Below are 16,533 nucleotides of genomic sequence, written 5' to 3'. Positions count from 1 at the left end.
GCTCAGGCGATGACGGCGGGCTCCCGCCACCGCTGCCGTCCGGTCCGGTCCAGGTCGTAGCGGACCGCGGCGATCCGCCCGACCGCCTCAACGAGATCGGCGGCGGGCAGGGTGAACGGCAGCCGCAGGAAGCGCTCCAGCGTCCCGTCCAGGCCGAACCGCGGGCCGGGCGCCAGCCGGACGCCGACGTCCTCGGCGGCACGGGCCAGCGCGCTGGAGACCGGGCCGTCCAGTTCGGCCCAGAGCGTCACCCCGCCGCGCGGCACTGTGATCCGCCAGTCCGGCAGCCGGTGCGCCAGCGCGCCGAGCAGCGCGTCGCGCTGGGCGGCGAGCTGGGTGCGGCGGTCCGCGACGATGGCCGGCGCGTCGGCGAGCAGGTGCACGGCGACCAGTTGGTCCAGCACCGGGCTGGCCATGTCCACGCCGACCCGGACGGCGGCCAACCGCTGCACCTGCGGGGCGGAGGCGCGTACCCAACCGATCCGCAGGCCACCCCAGTACGGCTTGCTCATCCCGCCGATGCTGACCACCCGGCTGTGCCGGTCGAAGGTGGCCGTCGGCGGGGGCAGCTCGGTGCCGTCCAGCGGCAGGTCCACGAAGGACTCGTCGATGACCAGGTCGGTGCCGACGGCGTGGGCGGCGGCCACCACCCGCTCGCGCAGCGACGCCGGCATCAGGTGCCCGGTCGGGTTCTGGAACTCCGGGATCAGGTAGGCCAGCTTGGGCCGGGTCTGCCGGAGGCTGCCCAGGAGCAGGTCGGACTCCCAACCGGCGTCGGCGGCCAGGCCGTGGGTGGTGATGCGAGCGCGCCGGCCGGCCAGCGCGGCGAGCGCGTTGGGGTAGGTCGGCGACTCGACCAGCACGCTGCCGCCGGGGGCCAGGGCGAGTCGCAGCACCAGGTCCAGCGCGTGCTGGGTGCCACTGGTGACCATGATCTGGTCGGCCGAGGTGGGCAGGCCCCGGGCGGTGTACCCGTCGGCCACCGCCTCGCGCAGCTCGATGATCCCGGTCGGGTGGTAGCCGGCTCCGCCCAGGTAGCGGGGCAGGTCCTCGGCGGCGGCGCGGGCGGCCGCCAGCAGTTGCGGCGGGGCGGCCAGCGCGGCGACGCCGAGGTCGATCATCTCCCGGTCGTCCAGCGGGGTCCACAGCCCGGTGCTTGCCACCCGGTGGTTGCCGGGCAGCATGGTCCAGCTGCCGGCGCCCCGGCGGCTCGCCAGGTGCCCGGTCTCGCGCAGCTGCCGGTACGCGGCGGTGACAGTGGTTCGGCTGATCCGCAGCGCCTCGGCCAGCTCCCGTTCCGCCGGCAGGCGGACGCCCAGCGGCAGTCGGCCGTCGGCGAGCAGCCCGCGCACCGCCCCGGCCAGGGCGGCGTAGTCGGGGCTGCGGCGACGACCCGGCAGGGCGTGCCACTGCCCGAGCAGACGGGCCAATTGGACGCCGCGCACCTGACCGGTCATGGCCACTCCTCGGATATTGGCTTCTTCCTCCGGGAGGATTGGCACCTAGGGTGGCATGCATGGCACTGATTGGCAATCTGCGGCACCGGCCCGCGCGACGGCTGGCCCAGCTCTACGCCGGGCTGACCCTGTACGGGATCAGCATGGCTCTGATGATCCGCTCCGACCTGGGCCTCGACCCGTGGGACGTGTTCCACCAGGGGTTGTCCGAGCTGACCCGGCTCTCCTTCGGCACGGTCACCATCGGGGTCGGCGCGCTGGTGCTGCTGCTCTGGATTCCGCTGCGGCAACGCCCCGGTCTCGGCACGGTCAGCAACGTGGTGGTGATCGGTCTGGTGGTGGACGCCACACTGGCCCTGCTGCCGACCGGCGGTCCGCTCGGCGTCCGGATCGCGCTGCTGATCACCGGCATCATCGCCAACGGCGCCGCCACCGGTCTCTACCTCGGCGCCCGGCTGGGACCCGGCCCACGCGACGGGCTGATGACCGGTTTCGTGGCCCGCCGACCCGGCCGGTCGATCCGCCTGGTGCGCACGGTCATCGAGGTCACCGTGCTGGCGCTGGGCTGGCTGCTCGGCGGCACGGTCGGTGTGGGCACGGTGGCGTACGCGCTGGCCATCGGCCCGCTGGCGCAGCTGTTCATCCCGCTGTTCGCGGTGCCCGAGCAGCACGCCGCCGCAACCGAAACGGAGGCCGGCGTGCCGGCGCCGGGAGCCGGCACGCCGGTGACCCCGGCCGGCTGAGCGTTCACCGACGGTCCGCGCGCCGGCACTCGGCGGTGGTGGAGGCGGGCCGGTTGGTGGGTGGGTGTTCCCTTCCGCGACGCTCGCCGTCATCATCTCTGCATGGGGGAGAACGGTTGGCGCTGGACCGACGCCTGGATCTTCGTGTCGCTGGTGATCGCGAGCGGGGCCGGGCGGCACCGTCGGTCCGCCACCAGCCGCCGTCCGGAGGGCGTACGCCTGGCCGACGTGCTCTCCACCGCCGACCACCTCAACCAGGCGATCCCGCAGCGGCACGAGGTGGAGGCCGCCGTCCGACGGCTGGTCGGCGCCGGGTTGGTCAGCGTCGCCGACGGCTGGTTCCGGATCACCGCCGAGGGCGAGCAGCTCTGGCGCTCCCGGCCACGCGCCGGGGTGGCGACCATGGTGGACACCGTCCAGGGCGTGCTGAGCCGCCGGCACGCGCCGGGCAGCGCCGAGTGGAACCTGGACGAGGCCGACCACGCTGCCGCTGTCCAGGAGTACGCGGTCCGCTCGATTCCCACACCCCGGCGTTCACCGGAGGGTCACTCCGGCGGGCACTGATCGGGCTCAGCGCACCGGGTGGCCGCTGCGGCGCAGCGCGTCCTTGACCTCGGCCACGGTCAGCTCGCCGAAGTGGAAGACGCTGGCGGCGAGCACCGCGTCCGCGCCGGCACCGATCGCGGGTGCGAAGTGGGCCACCTCGCCGGCGCCGCCGCTGGCCACGACCGGCACGTCCACCACCGCGCGTACCGCGCCGATCAGTGCCAGGTCGAAGCCCGCCTTGGTGCCGTCGGCGTCCATCGAGTTGAGCAGGATCTCCCCCGCGCCCAGCTCAGCCCCCCGCTGCGCCCAGTGCACCGCGTCGATCCCGGTGCCGCGCCGGCCGCCGTGCGTGGTGACCTCGAAGCCGCTGGGCGTGCTGCCGGCCGCGGCCCGGCGTACGTCGAGGGAGAGCACCAGCACCTGCCGGCCGAACCGGTCGGCGATCTCGGCGATCAGCTCCGGCCGGGCGATGGCGGCGGTGTTCACGCCGACCTTGTCCGCGCCGGCGCGGAGCAGCGTGTCCACGTCGGCGACCTGCCGGACGCCGCCGCCGACGGTCAGCGGGATGAACACCGACTCGGCGGTGCGGCGTACCACGTCGAGCATTGTGCCCCGGTCGCTGGAGGACGCGGTGACGTCGAGGAAGGTCAACTCGTCCGCGCCGGCCCGGTCGTAGGCGGCGGCCAACTCCACCGGGTCACCGGCGTCCCGCAGGTCGAGGAAGTTGACACCCTTGACCACCCGTCCGGCGTCCACGTCCAGACAGGGGATCACCCGCACCGCCACCGTCATGCCCGCCACCCTATCTTCCGCGACACGACGGTGGCCGGCCTGTGCGGCCGGCCACCGTGGGTGCCGTGCGTGCCCCTGGGTGCCGTTCGTGTTAGGAAGGGACCCTTCCTATACCGCAGGCGTTAACAGGGGGGCCTTCCTTACACCCGGACGAGCATCTTGCCCAGGTTGTCGCCGCGCAGCAGGCCGAGGAACGCCGCCGGGGCGTTCTCGATGCCGTCCACGATCGTCTCGTCGTAGGAGAGCCGCCCCTCGCGCAGCCAACCGGCGACGTCGCGGACGAACGCCTCGCGCACGTCGCCGTGGTCGCGGACCAGGAAACCGCGCAGGGTGAGCCGCTTGCCGACGACCAGCGCCAGGTTGCGGGGCGCGGCCGGTGGCTCGGTGTCGTTGTACTGCGCGATCATGCCGCAGATGGCGGCCCGACCGTGCAGGTTCATCGCCGAGATCGCCGCCTCGAGGTGATCGCCGCCGACGTTGTCGAAGTAGACGTCGACGCCGTCCGGGGCGGCCGCCTTCAGCGAGTCACGGACCGGCCCGTCGTGGTAGTCGAAGGCAGCGTCGAAGCCCAGCGCCCGCAGCCGTTCGACCTTGGCCGGCGAGCCGGCGCTGCCGACCACCCGCCCGGCGCCCTTGAGCTTGGCGATCTGGCCGACCAGGCTGCCGACGGCGCCGGCCGCGGCGGAGACGAATACCGTCTCGCCGGGCTTCATCGCGGCCACCTCGAGCAGCCCGGCGTACGCCGTCATGCCGGTCATGCCCAGCACGCTGAGGTACGCGCTGACCGGGGCGAGGCTCGGGTCGACCGTACGGGCGGCGGTGGCATCGAGCAGGGCGTACTCCCGCCAGCCCAGCCCGTGCAGGACGGTGTCGCCGACGGCGATGCCCTCCGCCTCGCTGGCCACCACCTCGCCGATCGCGCCGCCGTCGAGCGGTGCGTCGAGCGCGTACGGCGGCACGTACGACTTGACGTCGTTCATCCGGCCACGCATGTACGGGTCGACCGACAGGTACTGGTTGCGGACCACGATCTGGCCCGGGCCGGGCGTCGGGACCTCGGTCTCGACGAGCCGGAAGTTCTCCTCGGTGGGCCAGCCCCGGGGGCGGCTGGCCAGGTGGATCTCACGGTTGCTGGTCACGGGGTGGTCGTCCTCTCGTCGCGGTCGGGGCCTGGGTCCGCGACGTCACGCGGCCAGGGCCTCGCGGACGGTCAGCGCGACGTCGATGTTGCCGCGGGTGGCGTTGGAGTACGGGCAGACCTGGTGTGCCTGCTCGACCAGCTGCTCGGCGGCGTCCCGGGGCACGGCGGGCAGGTCGACGACGAGCCGCACGGTGAGCCCGAACCCGCCGCTGCCGTTCGGGCCGATGCCCACCTCGGCGGCGACGACCGAGCCGGTCACGTCGGCCTTGGCCCGGCGGGCGACCAGGCGCAGCGCGCCGTGGAAGCAGGCCGCGTAGCCGGCGGCGAAGAGCTGCTCGGGGTTCGCGGCGCCACCGGCGCCACCCATCTCCTTCGGCACGGCCAGGTCGAGGGTGAATGTGCCGTCGGAGGTCTCGACGTGGCCGTCCCGGCCGTCGCCGCTGGCCGTGGCGGATGCGGTGTAGAGCACCTGCATGATGGTCACTGCTCCTTCTGTCGGTGGATGGTGTCGGTGACCCGGGTGAGGGTGTCGCGCAGCGCGACCAGCTCGGCGATGTCGAGCCCGGTGGCCCGGGCGATCTGCAGCGGGACCTCGTCCACCTGCTGCCGCAGCGTCCGGCCCTGCTCGGTGAGGCCCACCTCGACCCGCCGCTCGTCGCGTGCCGACCGCCGCCGCACCACCAGGCCCGCTCCCTCCAGCCGCTTGAGCAGCGGTGAGAGCGTGCCGGAGTCCAGCCGCAGCTCGGCGCCCAGCTCGGAGACCGTGGGGGCGTCGTCGGGGCGCTCCCAGAGCACCAGCAGCACCAGGTACTGCGGGTAGGTCAGGCCGAACCGGTCGAGGATCGGCCGGTAGACGTCGGTCAGGGCGCGCGACGCGGCGTAGAGCGCGAAGCACACCTGCCGGCGCAGCACCAGGTCATCGGTCACCGCTGAACCGTAGCCCACAATTAAATTGTGCACAACCGATCGGGCTGTGAACCGGCCATGAGGGCGGTGACCGCCGGCTGGGCGCGCGAGGCCGCCTTCAGCGGTCGGCGAGGTACGCCTCCAGCTCCACCGTGACCATCACGCCTCGGCCAGCGTCCGCAGCGCCTCGGCCACCGTGAAGGCGCCCGCGTAGAGCGCCTTTCCGGCGATCACACCCTCCACCCCGAGCGGCTCCAGGGTGGCCAGCGCCCGCAGGTCGTCCAGCGTGGACACGCCCCCGGACGCGATCACCGGGGCGTTGGTCTGGCCGCACACCTCGCGCAGCAGGTCCAGGTTCGGCCCACGCATGGTGCCGTCCTTGGTGATGTCGGTGACCACGTACCGGCTGGCGCCCGCCTTGTCCAGCCGCTCCAGCACCTCGTACAGGTCACCGCCGTCACGGGTCCAGCCGCGGGCGGAAAGGGTACGGCCGCGCACGTCCAGCCCGATGGCGACCCGGTCGCCGTACTCCCCGACCACCCGGTCGCACCAGACCGGGTCCTCCAGAGCCGCGGTGCCGATGTTCACCCGGGCCGCCCCGGTGCCCAACGCCGCGCGCAGCGACTCGTCGTCCCGGATGCCGCCGGAGAGCTCCACCTGCACGTCGAGCTGGCGCACCACCTCGGCGAGCAGGTGCGCGTTGGTGCCCCGTCCGAACGCCGCGTCCAGGTCGACCAGGTGGATCCACTCGGCGCCGTCGCGCTGCCAGGCCAGTGCGGCGTCCAGCGGGTCACCGTAGATGCTCTCGCTACCGACGGCGCCCTGCACGAGCCGGACGGCCCGGCCGTCGGCGACATCCACGGCGGGTAACAGGGTGAGGCTCACGTCTTCTCCTCGATCAGGTACGGCGGTCCAGGGCGATCACCACGACCGCCGGCAGTACGAGCAGCAACAGCACAATCAGCGCGATACGCAACGCCAGATCGTCGACGAACGTCCAGATCAGGATCAGCGCCGCCCCGGTGAGCAGCACGATAGCGGCACGCTCGCCCCGGGTGTGCCGGGCCAGCCGACCGGAGCGACCCCGCCGCAGCTGCGGCGTCAACCGGCGAACCACCGCCCGGCGCCGCTGCCGGCGGGCCACCCGGCGCTGCCGGACCGCCCGCTCCCGGGCCTGTTCGGCCTCGCGTTCCGCGCGGCGGCGCGCCCGTTCCCGGCTCACCGCGACCCCCGCCGCGCGGGAGCCGGGTGGCGACGACGCTCAGCCACCGCTGGGCAGCGTGGCGAGCCAGTTGCGCAGCAGCGCGGCACCGGTGTCGGCGGACTTCTCCGGATGGAACTGGGCCGCCGAGAGCGCACCGCGCTCCACCGCCGCGACGAAATCGGTGTCGTGGTGGGCAGTGGTCACCGTGGCGCCGGTCGCGGCCAGCGCCGCCGGGTCACCCATCGCGTACGAGTGGACGAAGTAGAACCTGCTCTGCGCCGGCATGCCGGCGAAGAGCACCGAATCCCGGGGCGCCCGGACCGTGTTCCAGCCCATGTGCGGCAGCCGGGTGGCGGCCAGCCGGGTCACCCCGCCCGGCAGCAGGCCGAGCCCCTTGGTCACCACACCGTGCTCGTCCCCGTGCTCGAAGAGCACCTGCATGCCCACGCAGATGCCGAGCACCGGTCGACCGGCGGCCACCCGCTCGGCGATCACCGGGCCGGCGCCGAGCGCCTCGATCCCGGCCATGCACGCCGCGAAGGCACCCACCCCCGGCACCACCAGACCGTCGGCCGCGGCCGCGGCGCCGAGGTCGTCGGTCACCCGTACGTCCGCGCCGGCGGCGGCCAGCGCCCGCTCCGCGGAACGCAGGTTGCCCGAGCCGTAGTCGAGCACCACGACGCCGGTCATGAGCCGGACTCCGGAAACAGCCAGAGCACCCCGCCGGCGGTGGCCAGCACGGCCAGGAGAGCGGTGATCACCACCGCGGCCTTGGGCGCGCCCTGCCGGTACAGCGACCAGACCCCGCCCACCAGCACCCCGGCCAGGATCAGCAACAGCGTCGGCAACGCCGCACCCATCACAGGGCTCCCTTCGTGCTCGGAATCGCGCCCGCCGCCCGCGGGTCGATCGCGGTGGCCTCGCGCAGCGCCCGGGAGACCGCCTTGAACTGCGCCTCCACCACGTGGTGCGCGTCCGGGTTACCGCCCGGCCGGGCCGCCCGCAACACGTCGACGTGCAGGGTGATCCGGGCCGCCTGGCCGAAGGACTCCCAGATGTGCCGGGTCATGCTGGTCGGGTACACCGGGCCGATGTACGGCGCCAGCGCCGGCTCGTCGTGCACCACGTACGGCCGGCCGGACAGGTCCACGGCGGCCCGGACCAGCACCTCGTCCATCGGGACGGTCGCCGAGCCGTACCGCCGGATGCCGGCCTTGTCGCCCAGCGCCTGGTCGAACGCGGCGCCCAGGGCGAGCGCGGTGTCCTCCATTGTGTGGTGCGCGTCGATCTCCAGGTCGCCGACGGTGCGCACGGTCAGGTCGTAGCCGCCGTGCCGGGCGATCTGGTGCAGCATGTGGTCGTAGAAACCGACACCGGTGCTGATCTCGGCCGTGCCGGTGCCGTCGAGGTCGATCTCGACGAGGACCTTGGTCTCCTTGGTGATCCGCTCCACCCGGGCGGTCCGGCTCATCAGAATGTCTCCATCGCAGAAAGGAACGCATCGGTCTCGGCGGGGGTGCCGGCGGTGACCCGCAGCCAGCCGGGCAGGCCGACGTCGCGGACCAGCACCCCGCGCGCGAGCAGTGCCCGCCAGGCGTTGCCCTGGTCGCCGCCCACCTCGAAGAGCACGAAGTTGGCGTCGCTGTCGGCCACCCGCAGCCCGCGGCCGCGCAGCGTCGCCACGATCCGGTCCCGCTGCGCCATGATCGCGCTCACCGTACCGAGCAGGGCGTCCCGGTGGGCCAGTGCCGCGCGGGCGGCGGCCTGGGTCAGCGCGGAGAGGTGGTACGGCAGCCGGACCAGTTGCACCGCCTGCACCACCGCCGCATCGGCGGCCAGGTAGCCCAGTCGTCCGCCGGCGAAACCGAACGCCTTGCTCATCGTCCGGGTCACCACCAGCCGCGGGTGCCCGGGCAGCACCGCGAGGGCGCTGACCGTGCCGGGCCGGGCGAACTCGGCGTACGCCTCGTCGACCACCACCATGCCGGGCGCGGCGTCGAGGACCGCGGCGACCACCGCCGGGTCCAGTGCGGTGCCGGTGGGGTTGTTCGGCGAGCAGAGGAAGACCACGTCGGGCCGGTGCTCGCGGACCTGGGCCACCGCCTCGTCGGCGGTCAGCCCGAAGTCGACGCCGCGCCGGGCCGGCACCCACCGGGTGCCGGTGCCGAGCGCCAGCAGCGGGTGCATCGAGTACGCCGGCACGAATCCGAGCGCGCTGCGGCCCGGACCCCCGAACGCCTGGAGGAGCTGCTGCTGGATCTCGTTGGAGCCGTTGGCCGCCCACACCTGCTCGACGGTGAGCCGGTGCCCGAGGTACCCGGCCAGATCGGCGCGGAGCGCCACCGCGTCCCGGTCCGGGTAGCGGTTCAGGTCGCGCAGCTCGGCCGCGAGCGCCTTGCCGATCGCGTCGGCGACCGGCTCCGGCACCGGGTAGGAGTTCTCGTTCGTGTTCAACCGCACCGGCACGTCCAGCTGCGGCGCGCCGTACGGCGACAGCCCGCGCAGGTCGTCGCGGATCGGCAGATCCTCCAGCGAGGTCACGCCGGCCCCCCGGGGAAGCGGGCCCGGACGGCCTGGCCGTGCGCCGGCAGGTCCTCCACGGTGGCCAGGGTGACCACGTGCGGGGCCACCTCGCGCAGCGCGGCCTCGGTGTATTCGATCAGGTGCACGCCGCGCAGGAAGGACTGCACGGACAGCCCCGACGAGTGCCGGGCGCAGCCGCCGGTGGGCAGCACGTGGTTGGAGCCGGCGCAGTAGTCGCCGAGCGACACCGGCGACCAGGCGCCCACGAAGATCGCTCCAGCGTTGCGCACCCGCAGCGCCCACTGGCGGGCGTCGACCGTCTGGATCTCCAGGTGCTCGGCCGCGTACGCGTCGACCACCCGCAGCCCGGCCTCGAGGTCGTCGACCAGGACCACGCCGCTCTGCTCGCCGGTCAGGGCGGTGGTGACCCGCTCGGTGTGCTTGGTCGCCGGCACCTGCCGGGCCAGCTCCCGCTCGACCGCCTCGACCAGCGCCACCGACGGGGTGACCAGCACGCTCGCGGCGAGCGGGTCGTGCTCGGCCTGGCTGATCAGGTCGGCGGCCACGTGCGCCGGGTCGGCGGTGTCGTCGGCCAGGATGGCGATCTCGGTCGGCCCGGCCTCGGCGTCGATGCCGACGACGCCCCGCAGCAGCCGCTTGGCGGCGGTCACCCAGATGTTGCCCGGGCCGGTGACCAGGTCGACCGGCTCGCAGCGCGCGTCGCCCGCGGGATCCACCGCCGCCCCGTACGCCAGCATCGCCACCGCCTGGGCGCCGCCCACGGCGTACACCTCGTCGACGCCGAGCAGGGCGCACGCGGCGAGCACCCGGGGGTCGGGCAGGCCGCCGTTGTCCTTCTGCGGCGGGCTGACCACCACCAGCGAACGCACCCCGGCCGCCTGGGCCGGCACCACGTTCATCACGACGGTCGACGGGTACATGGCCAGCCCACCGGGGACGTAGAGGCCGACCCGGTCGACCGGCAGCCACCGCTCGGTGACCGTGCCGCCGGGCACCACCTGGGTGGTGTGCTCGGTACGCCGCTGGTCGGCGTGCACCCGACGGGCGCGGGTGATCGACTCCAGCAGCGCCGCGCGCACGTCCGGGTCGAGCACCCCCTCGGCCTCGGCGATCGCCTCGACCGGCACCCGCAGCACCTCCGGGGAGACGCCGTCGAACCGCTCACTGGCCTCCCGGATCGCCGGGTAGCCATGCTCCCGGACCGCCTCCACGAGCGGCCGGATCCGCTCGACGGCGACCGACACGTCGAGCTGGGCACGGGGCAGCAGGCGGCGCGGGTCACCGAGACCATTGCGCAGGTCGATCCGATTCAGCACCCTTGCGAGTCTAGGCGGCCGGGGCGGGGCGCACCGGAGCCGCCCGTCCGCCGGGACGGTGAGCCGGGCCACGCCGACGTGGGCGAGATTGGCTAGGCTCCACCTGTGACCGCACGGCTGCCGGTGTTCCCGCTCGCAACGGTGCTCTTTCCCGGGTTGGTGCTGCCGCTGCACATCTTCGAGGAGCGTTACCGGGCCCTGGTCCGGCACCTGGTCGGCCGGCCCGAGGGTGCGTCGCGCGAGTTCGGGGTGGTCGCCATCCAGGCCGGCTGGGAGGTCGCGCCGGCCGGTCCCGGGGCCCGGCCCACCCCCGCCGGCGGCGAGGTCACCCTGCACGAGGTCGGCTGCACCGCCGAGCTGCGCCAGGTGACCGAGCTGGCCGACGGGGGCTTCGACATCGTCACGGTCGGGCGGCGCCGGTTCCGGATCGCCGAGGTCGACGAGAGCTCCGCGCCGTACCTGACCGCGGAGGTCGAGTGGCTGCCCGAGCCGGCCGGGCCGGACGAGGTGGCCGACCTGCTGGCCGCCCGGGTGATCGCCGTGTTCCGACAATATCTCGGCCTGGTCCGGTCCGACCCGGAGGAGATCTCCGAGCAGCTCCCGGAGGACCCGACCGTGCTCTCCCACCTCGTGGCGGCGACCGCGGCGCTGACCGTCGACGACCGGCAGCGGCTGCTGGCGATCGACGACACCGCCGCCCGGCTCCGCGCCGAGCTGCGGCTGCTCAACCGCGAGGCGGCTCTGCTGCGTCAGGTGCGGGCGGTTCCGGTGCCCCTGGCGGAGCTGGCGTCCCCGCCGACACCCAACTGAACGCGGTCGGGTCGGGCTCCGGCTCCGGGCGCAGCGACGGCCAGCGCGACCAGCCGGCCAGCAGGGTGTACGTGACGGCGGCGCCGAACGCCGGCAGCAGCAGGTTGCCGTGCGGCACCGGCAGTACGCCGAGCAACCAGTCGACGCCGCCGGCCCGCAGGTCGGCGGGTTTGGTGAAGGCCTGGCCGGCCGGGGCGGTGTCCAGCAGCCGGTCGAAGGTGGCCAGGCCGACCCGCCGCCCCACCTGCCAGGCCACCGGCGCGGCGGCCAGCGCGCCCAGCACTGCGGCGAGCAACCCGACGGGGCCGCGCCGCCGCCGCAGCACGAACCACAGGACGAGTGCCGCGAGCACCCCGAAGGCGAGCCCGAGCAGGCTGAACCAGCCGTCCGCGGCGATCGGCTGCTCCGGCTGCGACTCGGCGTAGATCGCGCCCTCAGTGGTCTTGAGCACCGGGGTGTCGGGCGCGAGCGCGGCCCAGAGCAGCCCGAGCGGCGCACCCAGCACGGCCAGCGCGAGCACGACGCCACCCACCGTCACCCCGGTCCGCGCCAGCCGGCGCGGCGGTTCGGCCGGGACGGGGCCGGAATCCGCGACCACGTCCGGCGGCCCCCCGCCGGAGGGCCGGTCCGTCACCGGGTCGTCCGGTGTCGATGGTGCGGACGGCTCGACGCCGGGCGGCGCGGGCCGGTCGGACTCGGGGCTGTCGGGGTTCACCCGATGATCCTCTCAGCTCGCCGCCCGGGCCGTGCACGGTCATCCGCGCTCCCGCCCGATGACGTGACCGCACCGCCTCCGGTCAGCGGGCGAACGGCTCCACCATGACCGAGGCAGCATGCAGCCACGCCTGCCGGGTCTCCGGCTGGAGCTGGTGATACTCGATCGACGACCCGGTCTCGAGCGCCGGGTCGTAGGGCACCACGGCCACCGCGCGGGTACGGGTGGCGAAGTGCCGCTCCAGGTCGTCCTGCAGGGCGGAGCGGCCCGGCGTGGGGCAGGAGATGAGCGTGATGGCATTGTCCGCCAGCTCTCCCATGCCCTCCTCGTGCAGCAGGTCGAGCATCCAGTCGGCGCTGAACGCCGCGTCCTCACGCGGCACTGTGGTCACCACCAGTTGATCGGCGGCCTGCATCACCGTGCGCCAGTTGGGACTCTCCACGTTGTTGCCGGTGTCCACGCAGACCACGTCGTGGGTACGCCGCAGCAGTTCCAGCACCCGCCGGACGGTGAACTGGTCCAGCCGTTGGGCGAAGCGCGGGCTCTCCTCGCCGGCGAGCACGTCGTACGAGCCGTCGGAGGCGTGCCGCAGGAAGTCGTCCAGCCGCTCCAGCAGGGCCGGGCCCTCCAGGATCTCGATCTGGGCCAGCTCAGTGATCAGGTGGCGGATCGTCCGGGCGTGCCGGGCGCTGCCGGCGCGCAGCCCGAGGGTGCCGCGCAGCTCGTTGTCGTCCCAGGCCAGCACGCCCCGCCCACGCACGCTGCCGACAGTGGCCGCGGCGAGCACCGTCGCGGTGGTCTTGTGCACCCCGCCCTTGGGGTTGGCGAACGCGAACACCCGCGGAGTGCCGAGATCACGACGGAGCACCCCGGTGGCCCGCTCCAACTCCTGGTCGACGCCCTGCGGACGCCACTCGATGCGCGGCGGGTAGCCGCGCTCGGCGATGGCCGAGCTGACCGGCGGAGCGGGCGGTGGGACGACCGGCGGGGCCGGCTGCGGCGTAACAACCGGCGGGACGGGCGGGGACGCGGGGTAGCCGGTCTCCGGCTGGTAACCGGTCTCCAGCAGCGCGTACCGGGACTCCACAGGTGGACTGCCGTGCCGGTAGCCGTTGTCCAGCAGGGCGTAGCGCGACTCGGCCGGCACGGCGCGGCGGGGAGGCGGCTCCGGCTCGGGCTCGGCCCGGTACGCCGGCTCCGCCCGATAGTCCGGCTCGGCGCGGTAGACCGGCTCGGCGCGGTAGGCCGGCTCGGCCCGGTACGCCGGCTCCGCCCGGTAACCCGGTTCGGCCCGGTAGTCCGGCTCCGGCCGGTACGCCGGCTCGGCCCGGTAGGCGGGATCGACCCGGTAGGTCGCCTCGGCCCGGTAACCCGGCTCCGCGCCGTACGACAGCTCGGCCGGATGCCCGATGGCCGACGCCCGCCCGGCGTAGCCGTTGGGGGCCGCGCGCCGCGGCAGCGGATCCGGCGGCGGTTCGTCGGCTCGCCGCTCCGGTTCGGTCTGCTCGGGGGCGCGGGCGCCGTGCCGGGCACGGTCCAGCAGCGCCCGCCACCTCGGCGCTGGTTCGGCCGGCCGGCCCCAGCCGGTCTCACTGCCCTCCACGGCCCGCCCTCCCAGCGCCATCGATCTCCGTCTGACAGGCTACGAAGGAAACCCTATTCGGACCACACCACGGCACGCACACCACCCGGCGCAGATCACGACGGGGAGGGCGTCGGTGGCCCGGTCCCGGTGGCGTCCGGCGAGGTGGTGACGCTCGGCGGGGCCGGCTCGGTGGGCCCGGTCGCCGACGGTTCGGGTAATGGGATCGTCACGACCGGTGCGGGTTCCGACGATTCGCCCATCGATGCCGAGGGCACCGGCGCCACCGGCGTCGACTCGACAGGCGCCTCCGGGGTCGGCTCCGCGCTCGGCCCGGTGTCGGCCGGCGGGCGCACCACGTCGTGCTGCTCGGGCAGTGGTGGCGTGAAGACCGTGCGCTCCAGCCGGTACACCTCGGGGGCGGGGTCGACCGCCCGCACGTCCGGCCGGGTCGCGACGCCGCGCAGCGCCACCGGCGCCGCCCGCACCACCGCCGCGTACACGCAGGCGCAGCCGGTGCGGTACCCGGCCGCCTCGGCCGCCGCCACGTCCGCACCGCTGGCGTACCGCCCGCGCAGCTCCCGCTCGTCCGCACCGTCGCCGCCCACCGCGGCGGCCTTCGCCCGGTAGTCCGCGGCTTCGGCGTCCTTGCGCGCGGCCACCTGCGCCATGCCGGCGACCACGTCGTCCGGCACCCGCAGCGCGGGAATCTTGACGATCTCGGTCTGTCGGCCGGGCAGCGGCACCCGCCCGAACACCGTCGAGACCGACACGTCGCCGAGCACCGCCGCCAGTCGCTGCGGCGGCAGGTACGCGTCAAGCGTGACCAGGGCGTACGTCCCCTCCCCGGTGGCCGGAGCCGCCGTGGGCAGCGCGGCCAGGTCGGCCGCGGCGGACCGCAGGTAGCCGGGGACGGAGTCGCCGTCGACCACCCCGACCCGGGTCACCTCGCCCACCGTCCGGTCGCCGATCGGAGCGTCGTCGGCGGCCCAGACCGCTGTGCCCAGCACCGCCGCCGAGGAGAGCAGCGCGGCCCAGGTGAGCACCCCGGACCGCGCCGACCGGTCGCCCAGCCGGGCCACGGCCCGGGTCAGCGGCGGCAGCAGCCGTTGGTCCAGCTGCCGCAGCAGGTCGCCGGCGCGCACGGGCGGGATCCCCTCGTCGGATCGGTGTCGGGCGGTCGCCGCTCAGTCACGCAGGATCTGGAGCGCGCGGTCCAGGTCGTCAGGGTAGTCGCTGACGAACCGGACCTCGTCCCCCGTTCGGGGGTGCAGGAAGCTCAACTCGCGGGCGTGCAGCCACTGTCGGGCCAGCCCGAGCCGGGCCGAGAGGGTGGGATCGGCACCGTAGGTGAGGTCGCCCACACAGGGGTGCCGCAGGGTCGAGAAGTGCACCCGGATCTGGTGGGTGCGGCCGGTCTCCAGGCGGACGTCCACCAGGCTCGCCGCCGGGAACGCCTCGAGAGTGTCGTAGTGGGTGATGCTCGGCTTGCCGCCGGAGACCACGGCCCAGCGGTAGTCGTGGGTGGGATGCCTGTCGATCGGCGCGTCGACGGTGCCCCGCAGCGGGTCCAGGTGCCCCTGCACCACCGCGTGGTAGCCCTTGTCCACCTCGCGGTACTTGAAGGCCCGCTTCAACGCTGTGTACGCCTGCTCGCTCTTGGCCACCACCATGATCCCGGTGGTGCCCACGTCGAGCCGGTGCACCACGCCCTGCCGTTCGGCGGCGCCGCTTGTGGAGATGCGGTGCCCGATCGCGGCGAGGGCGCCGATCACCGTCGGGCCGGTCCAGCCCGGGCTCGGGTGCGCGGCCACGCCGACCGGCTTGTCCACCACCACTATGTCGTCGTCGGCGTACACGACTCGCAGACCCGGCACGGCCTGCGGCACGACTGTCGGCGGGGCGACCGGCGCGGGAAGCGTGACATCCAGCCAGGAGCCGGCCTTGACCTTGTGCGAATTGGCCCGGGCTGCGCCGTCGACCAGCGCGTCCCCGGCATCGACCAGGGCCGCGGCCGCGGTGCGGGAGAGCCCGAACAGTCGGGACACCGCCTGGTCCAGGCGCATCCCGTCGAGCCCGTCCGGCACGGGCAGTGAGCGGTGGTCGCCGCCAGCGGCGAACGCGGAGGTCATGCCCGCTCCCGCTGGTCGGCGCCCTGGGTGGCGCTCGCGTCGGCCGGGTCGCCGTCGCGGCCGACCCGTCGGCCGTCACGCTGGCGGCCGGTCAGCTCCAGCAGCACGGCCAGCAGCACGCCGCAGACCAGAGAGCTGTCGGCCAGGTTGAACACCGGCCAGACCTGGCCGTACGGGTCGAAGAGGCTGATCATGTCGACCACGTGCCCGTGGAACGGGGCGGGCGCCCGGAAGATCCGGTCGACGAGGTTGCCGAGCGCGCCGCCGAGCACCAGCCCGAGGGAGATCGCCCAGGGCAGCGACCGCAGCCGCAGCGCCATCCAGAGGATCCAGCCGACCACCCCGATGGTGATCAGCGGGAAGACCCAGGTGTGGTCCGCGCCGATGCTCCACGCCGCACCGCTGTTGCGGGTCAGACTCAGGTAGACCAGCCCGCCGAGCAGCCGGACCGGCTCCCGGTCGGTAAGCGTGGCCAGCGCGAGATGCTTGGTGACCAGGTCGGCCAGCAGGGCCACCAGGGCGACCCCGGCGAGGATCGCGACGGCCCTCGGCCGGGGTTTGTCGCCGCCCGGGTCGGTACGGCCGGGTTCGGCGGACGGTACTGCGGTCATGCGCTCCCCATCGACAGTCTCGGCGGTGATCGCT

At 74.3% G+C, this 16,533-nt stretch carries 20 protein-coding genes; 3 read left to right on the top strand and 17 right to left on the bottom strand.

Annotated elements, in window-relative coordinates; translation table 11 throughout:
- Positions 1 to 2: 2 nt before the first annotated feature.
- Complete coding sequence (gene yczR / locus GA0070607_RS21305; protein WP_089019771.1) at positions 3 to 1,457, bottom strand: MocR-like transcription factor YczR; 1,455 nt, start codon at positions 1,455 to 1,457, stop codon at positions 3 to 5.
- A 59-nt stretch (positions 1,458 to 1,516) separates the two neighbouring features.
- Here yczR and yczE point away from each other — a divergent pair, with 59 nt between their 5' ends.
- Positions 1,517 to 2,200 carry a membrane protein YczE gene (yczE, locus tag GA0070607_RS21300; RefSeq protein ID WP_231930108.1) on the top strand — a complete coding sequence of 228 codons (684 nt, stop codon included), beginning with the start codon at positions 1,517 to 1,519 and terminating at the stop codon, positions 2,198 to 2,200.
- Positions 2,201 to 2,302: 102 nt separating this feature from the next.
- Complete coding sequence (locus GA0070607_RS21295) at positions 2,303 to 2,764, top strand: hypothetical protein (RefSeq protein WP_089019770.1); 462 nt, start codon at positions 2,303 to 2,305, stop codon at positions 2,762 to 2,764.
- A 6-nt stretch (positions 2,765 to 2,770) separates the two neighbouring features.
- Here the strand turns inward: GA0070607_RS21295 and hisF are convergent, their stop codons facing one another.
- The 11 genes from hisF to hisD all read right to left on the bottom strand — a co-directional run bounded on the left by hisF (position 2,771) and on the right by hisD (position 10,649).
- Positions 2,771 to 3,538, bottom strand: coding sequence for an imidazole glycerol phosphate synthase subunit HisF (hisF, locus tag GA0070607_RS21290; RefSeq protein WP_089019769.1), 768 nt, complete (start codon positions 3,536 to 3,538; stop codon positions 2,771 to 2,773).
- Positions 3,539 to 3,678: 140 nt separating this feature from the next.
- Entirely contained in the window at positions 3,679 to 4,677 is a 999-nt protein-coding gene (locus tag GA0070607_RS21285; protein WP_089019768.1) for an NADP-dependent oxidoreductase, read from the bottom strand.
- Positions 4,678 to 4,722: 45 nt separating this feature from the next.
- Positions 4,723 to 5,154, bottom strand: a complete 432-nt coding sequence (locus tag GA0070607_RS21280; RefSeq protein ID WP_089021996.1) for an organic hydroperoxide resistance protein — start codon at positions 5,152 to 5,154, stop codon at positions 4,723 to 4,725.
- Between the two features lie 5 nt (positions 5,155 to 5,159).
- On the bottom strand, positions 5,160 to 5,606 hold the full coding sequence (locus GA0070607_RS21275; protein WP_089021995.1) for a MarR family winged helix-turn-helix transcriptional regulator: 447 nt from the start codon (positions 5,604 to 5,606) through the stop codon (positions 5,160 to 5,162).
- A gap of 138 nt (positions 5,607 to 5,744) precedes the next feature.
- Positions 5,745 to 6,470 carry a bifunctional 1-(5-phosphoribosyl)-5-((5-phosphoribosylamino)methylideneamino)imidazole-4-carboxamide isomerase/phosphoribosylanthranilate isomerase PriA gene (gene priA, locus GA0070607_RS21270; protein ID WP_089019767.1) on the bottom strand — a complete coding sequence of 242 codons (726 nt, stop codon included), beginning with the start codon at positions 6,468 to 6,470 and terminating at the stop codon, positions 5,745 to 5,747.
- A 13-nt stretch (positions 6,471 to 6,483) separates the two neighbouring features.
- Positions 6,484 to 6,807: a hypothetical protein gene (locus tag GA0070607_RS21265; RefSeq protein ID WP_089019766.1), complete on the bottom strand. Its 324-nt coding sequence runs from the start codon at positions 6,805 to 6,807 to the stop codon at positions 6,484 to 6,486.
- Positions 6,808 to 6,846: 39 nt separating this feature from the next.
- Positions 6,847 to 7,479, bottom strand: coding sequence for an imidazole glycerol phosphate synthase subunit HisH (gene hisH / locus GA0070607_RS21260; protein ID WP_089019765.1), 633 nt, complete (start codon positions 7,477 to 7,479; stop codon positions 6,847 to 6,849).
- Entirely contained in the window at positions 7,476 to 7,649 is a 174-nt protein-coding gene (locus GA0070607_RS32800) for a hypothetical protein (RefSeq protein ID WP_172899074.1), read from the bottom strand. Before GA0070607_RS32800 ends, hisH begins: the two co-directional genes overlap by 4 nt.
- Positions 7,649 to 8,260, bottom strand: coding sequence for an imidazoleglycerol-phosphate dehydratase HisB (gene hisB, locus GA0070607_RS21255; RefSeq protein ID WP_089019764.1), 612 nt, complete (start codon positions 8,258 to 8,260; stop codon positions 7,649 to 7,651). Before hisB ends, GA0070607_RS32800 begins: the two co-directional genes overlap by 1 nt.
- Entirely contained in the window at positions 8,260 to 9,330 is a 1,071-nt protein-coding gene (locus GA0070607_RS21250; protein ID WP_089019763.1) for a histidinol-phosphate transaminase, read from the bottom strand. Before GA0070607_RS21250 ends, hisB begins: the two co-directional genes overlap by 1 nt.
- A complete protein-coding gene (hisD, locus tag GA0070607_RS21245; protein ID WP_089019762.1) occupies positions 9,327 to 10,649 on the bottom strand; it encodes a histidinol dehydrogenase in 1,323 nt (440 codons plus the stop codon). The genes GA0070607_RS21250 and hisD overlap by 4 nt, the downstream gene beginning before the upstream one ends.
- A gap of 105 nt (positions 10,650 to 10,754) precedes the next feature.
- Here hisD and GA0070607_RS21240 point away from each other — a divergent pair, with 105 nt between their 5' ends.
- Entirely contained in the window at positions 10,755 to 11,459 is a 705-nt protein-coding gene (locus GA0070607_RS21240; RefSeq protein WP_089019761.1) for an LON peptidase substrate-binding domain-containing protein, read from the top strand.
- On the opposite strand, the gene GA0070607_RS21235 is transcribed toward GA0070607_RS21240, so the two are convergent.
- From GA0070607_RS21235 to lspA, 5 genes are all read right to left on the bottom strand, one after another.
- The gene (locus tag GA0070607_RS21235; protein ID WP_331716425.1) at positions 11,374 to 12,174 is read right to left on the bottom strand and encodes a DUF2567 domain-containing protein; all 801 of its coding nucleotides are present in this window, start codon (positions 12,172 to 12,174) and stop codon (positions 11,374 to 11,376) included. The genes GA0070607_RS21240 and GA0070607_RS21235 overlap by 86 nt on opposite strands.
- Before the next feature lie 82 nt (positions 12,175 to 12,256).
- Positions 12,257 to 13,798, bottom strand: coding sequence for a MinD/ParA family ATP-binding protein (locus tag GA0070607_RS21230; RefSeq protein ID WP_089019760.1), 1,542 nt, complete (start codon positions 13,796 to 13,798; stop codon positions 12,257 to 12,259).
- Positions 13,799 to 13,872: 74 nt separating this feature from the next.
- Positions 13,873 to 14,901, bottom strand: a complete 1,029-nt coding sequence (locus GA0070607_RS21225) for a hypothetical protein (protein ID WP_089019759.1) — start codon at positions 14,899 to 14,901, stop codon at positions 13,873 to 13,875.
- Between the two features lie 42 nt (positions 14,902 to 14,943).
- Entirely contained in the window at positions 14,944 to 15,888 is a 945-nt protein-coding gene (locus GA0070607_RS21220) for an RluA family pseudouridine synthase (RefSeq protein ID WP_089019758.1), read from the bottom strand.
- The gene (lspA, locus tag GA0070607_RS21215; RefSeq protein WP_089019757.1) at positions 15,885 to 16,499 is read right to left on the bottom strand and encodes a signal peptidase II; all 615 of its coding nucleotides are present in this window, start codon (positions 16,497 to 16,499) and stop codon (positions 15,885 to 15,887) included. The genes GA0070607_RS21220 and lspA overlap by 4 nt, the downstream gene beginning before the upstream one ends.
- Between the last annotated feature and the right edge of the window lie 34 nt (positions 16,500 to 16,533).

It is taken from the genome of Micromonospora coriariae (assembly GCF_900091455.1).
GTDB lineage: Bacteria > Actinomycetota > Actinomycetes > Mycobacteriales > Micromonosporaceae > Micromonospora > Micromonospora coriariae.
This window is presented reverse-complemented; position numbering and strand designations above follow the sequence as displayed.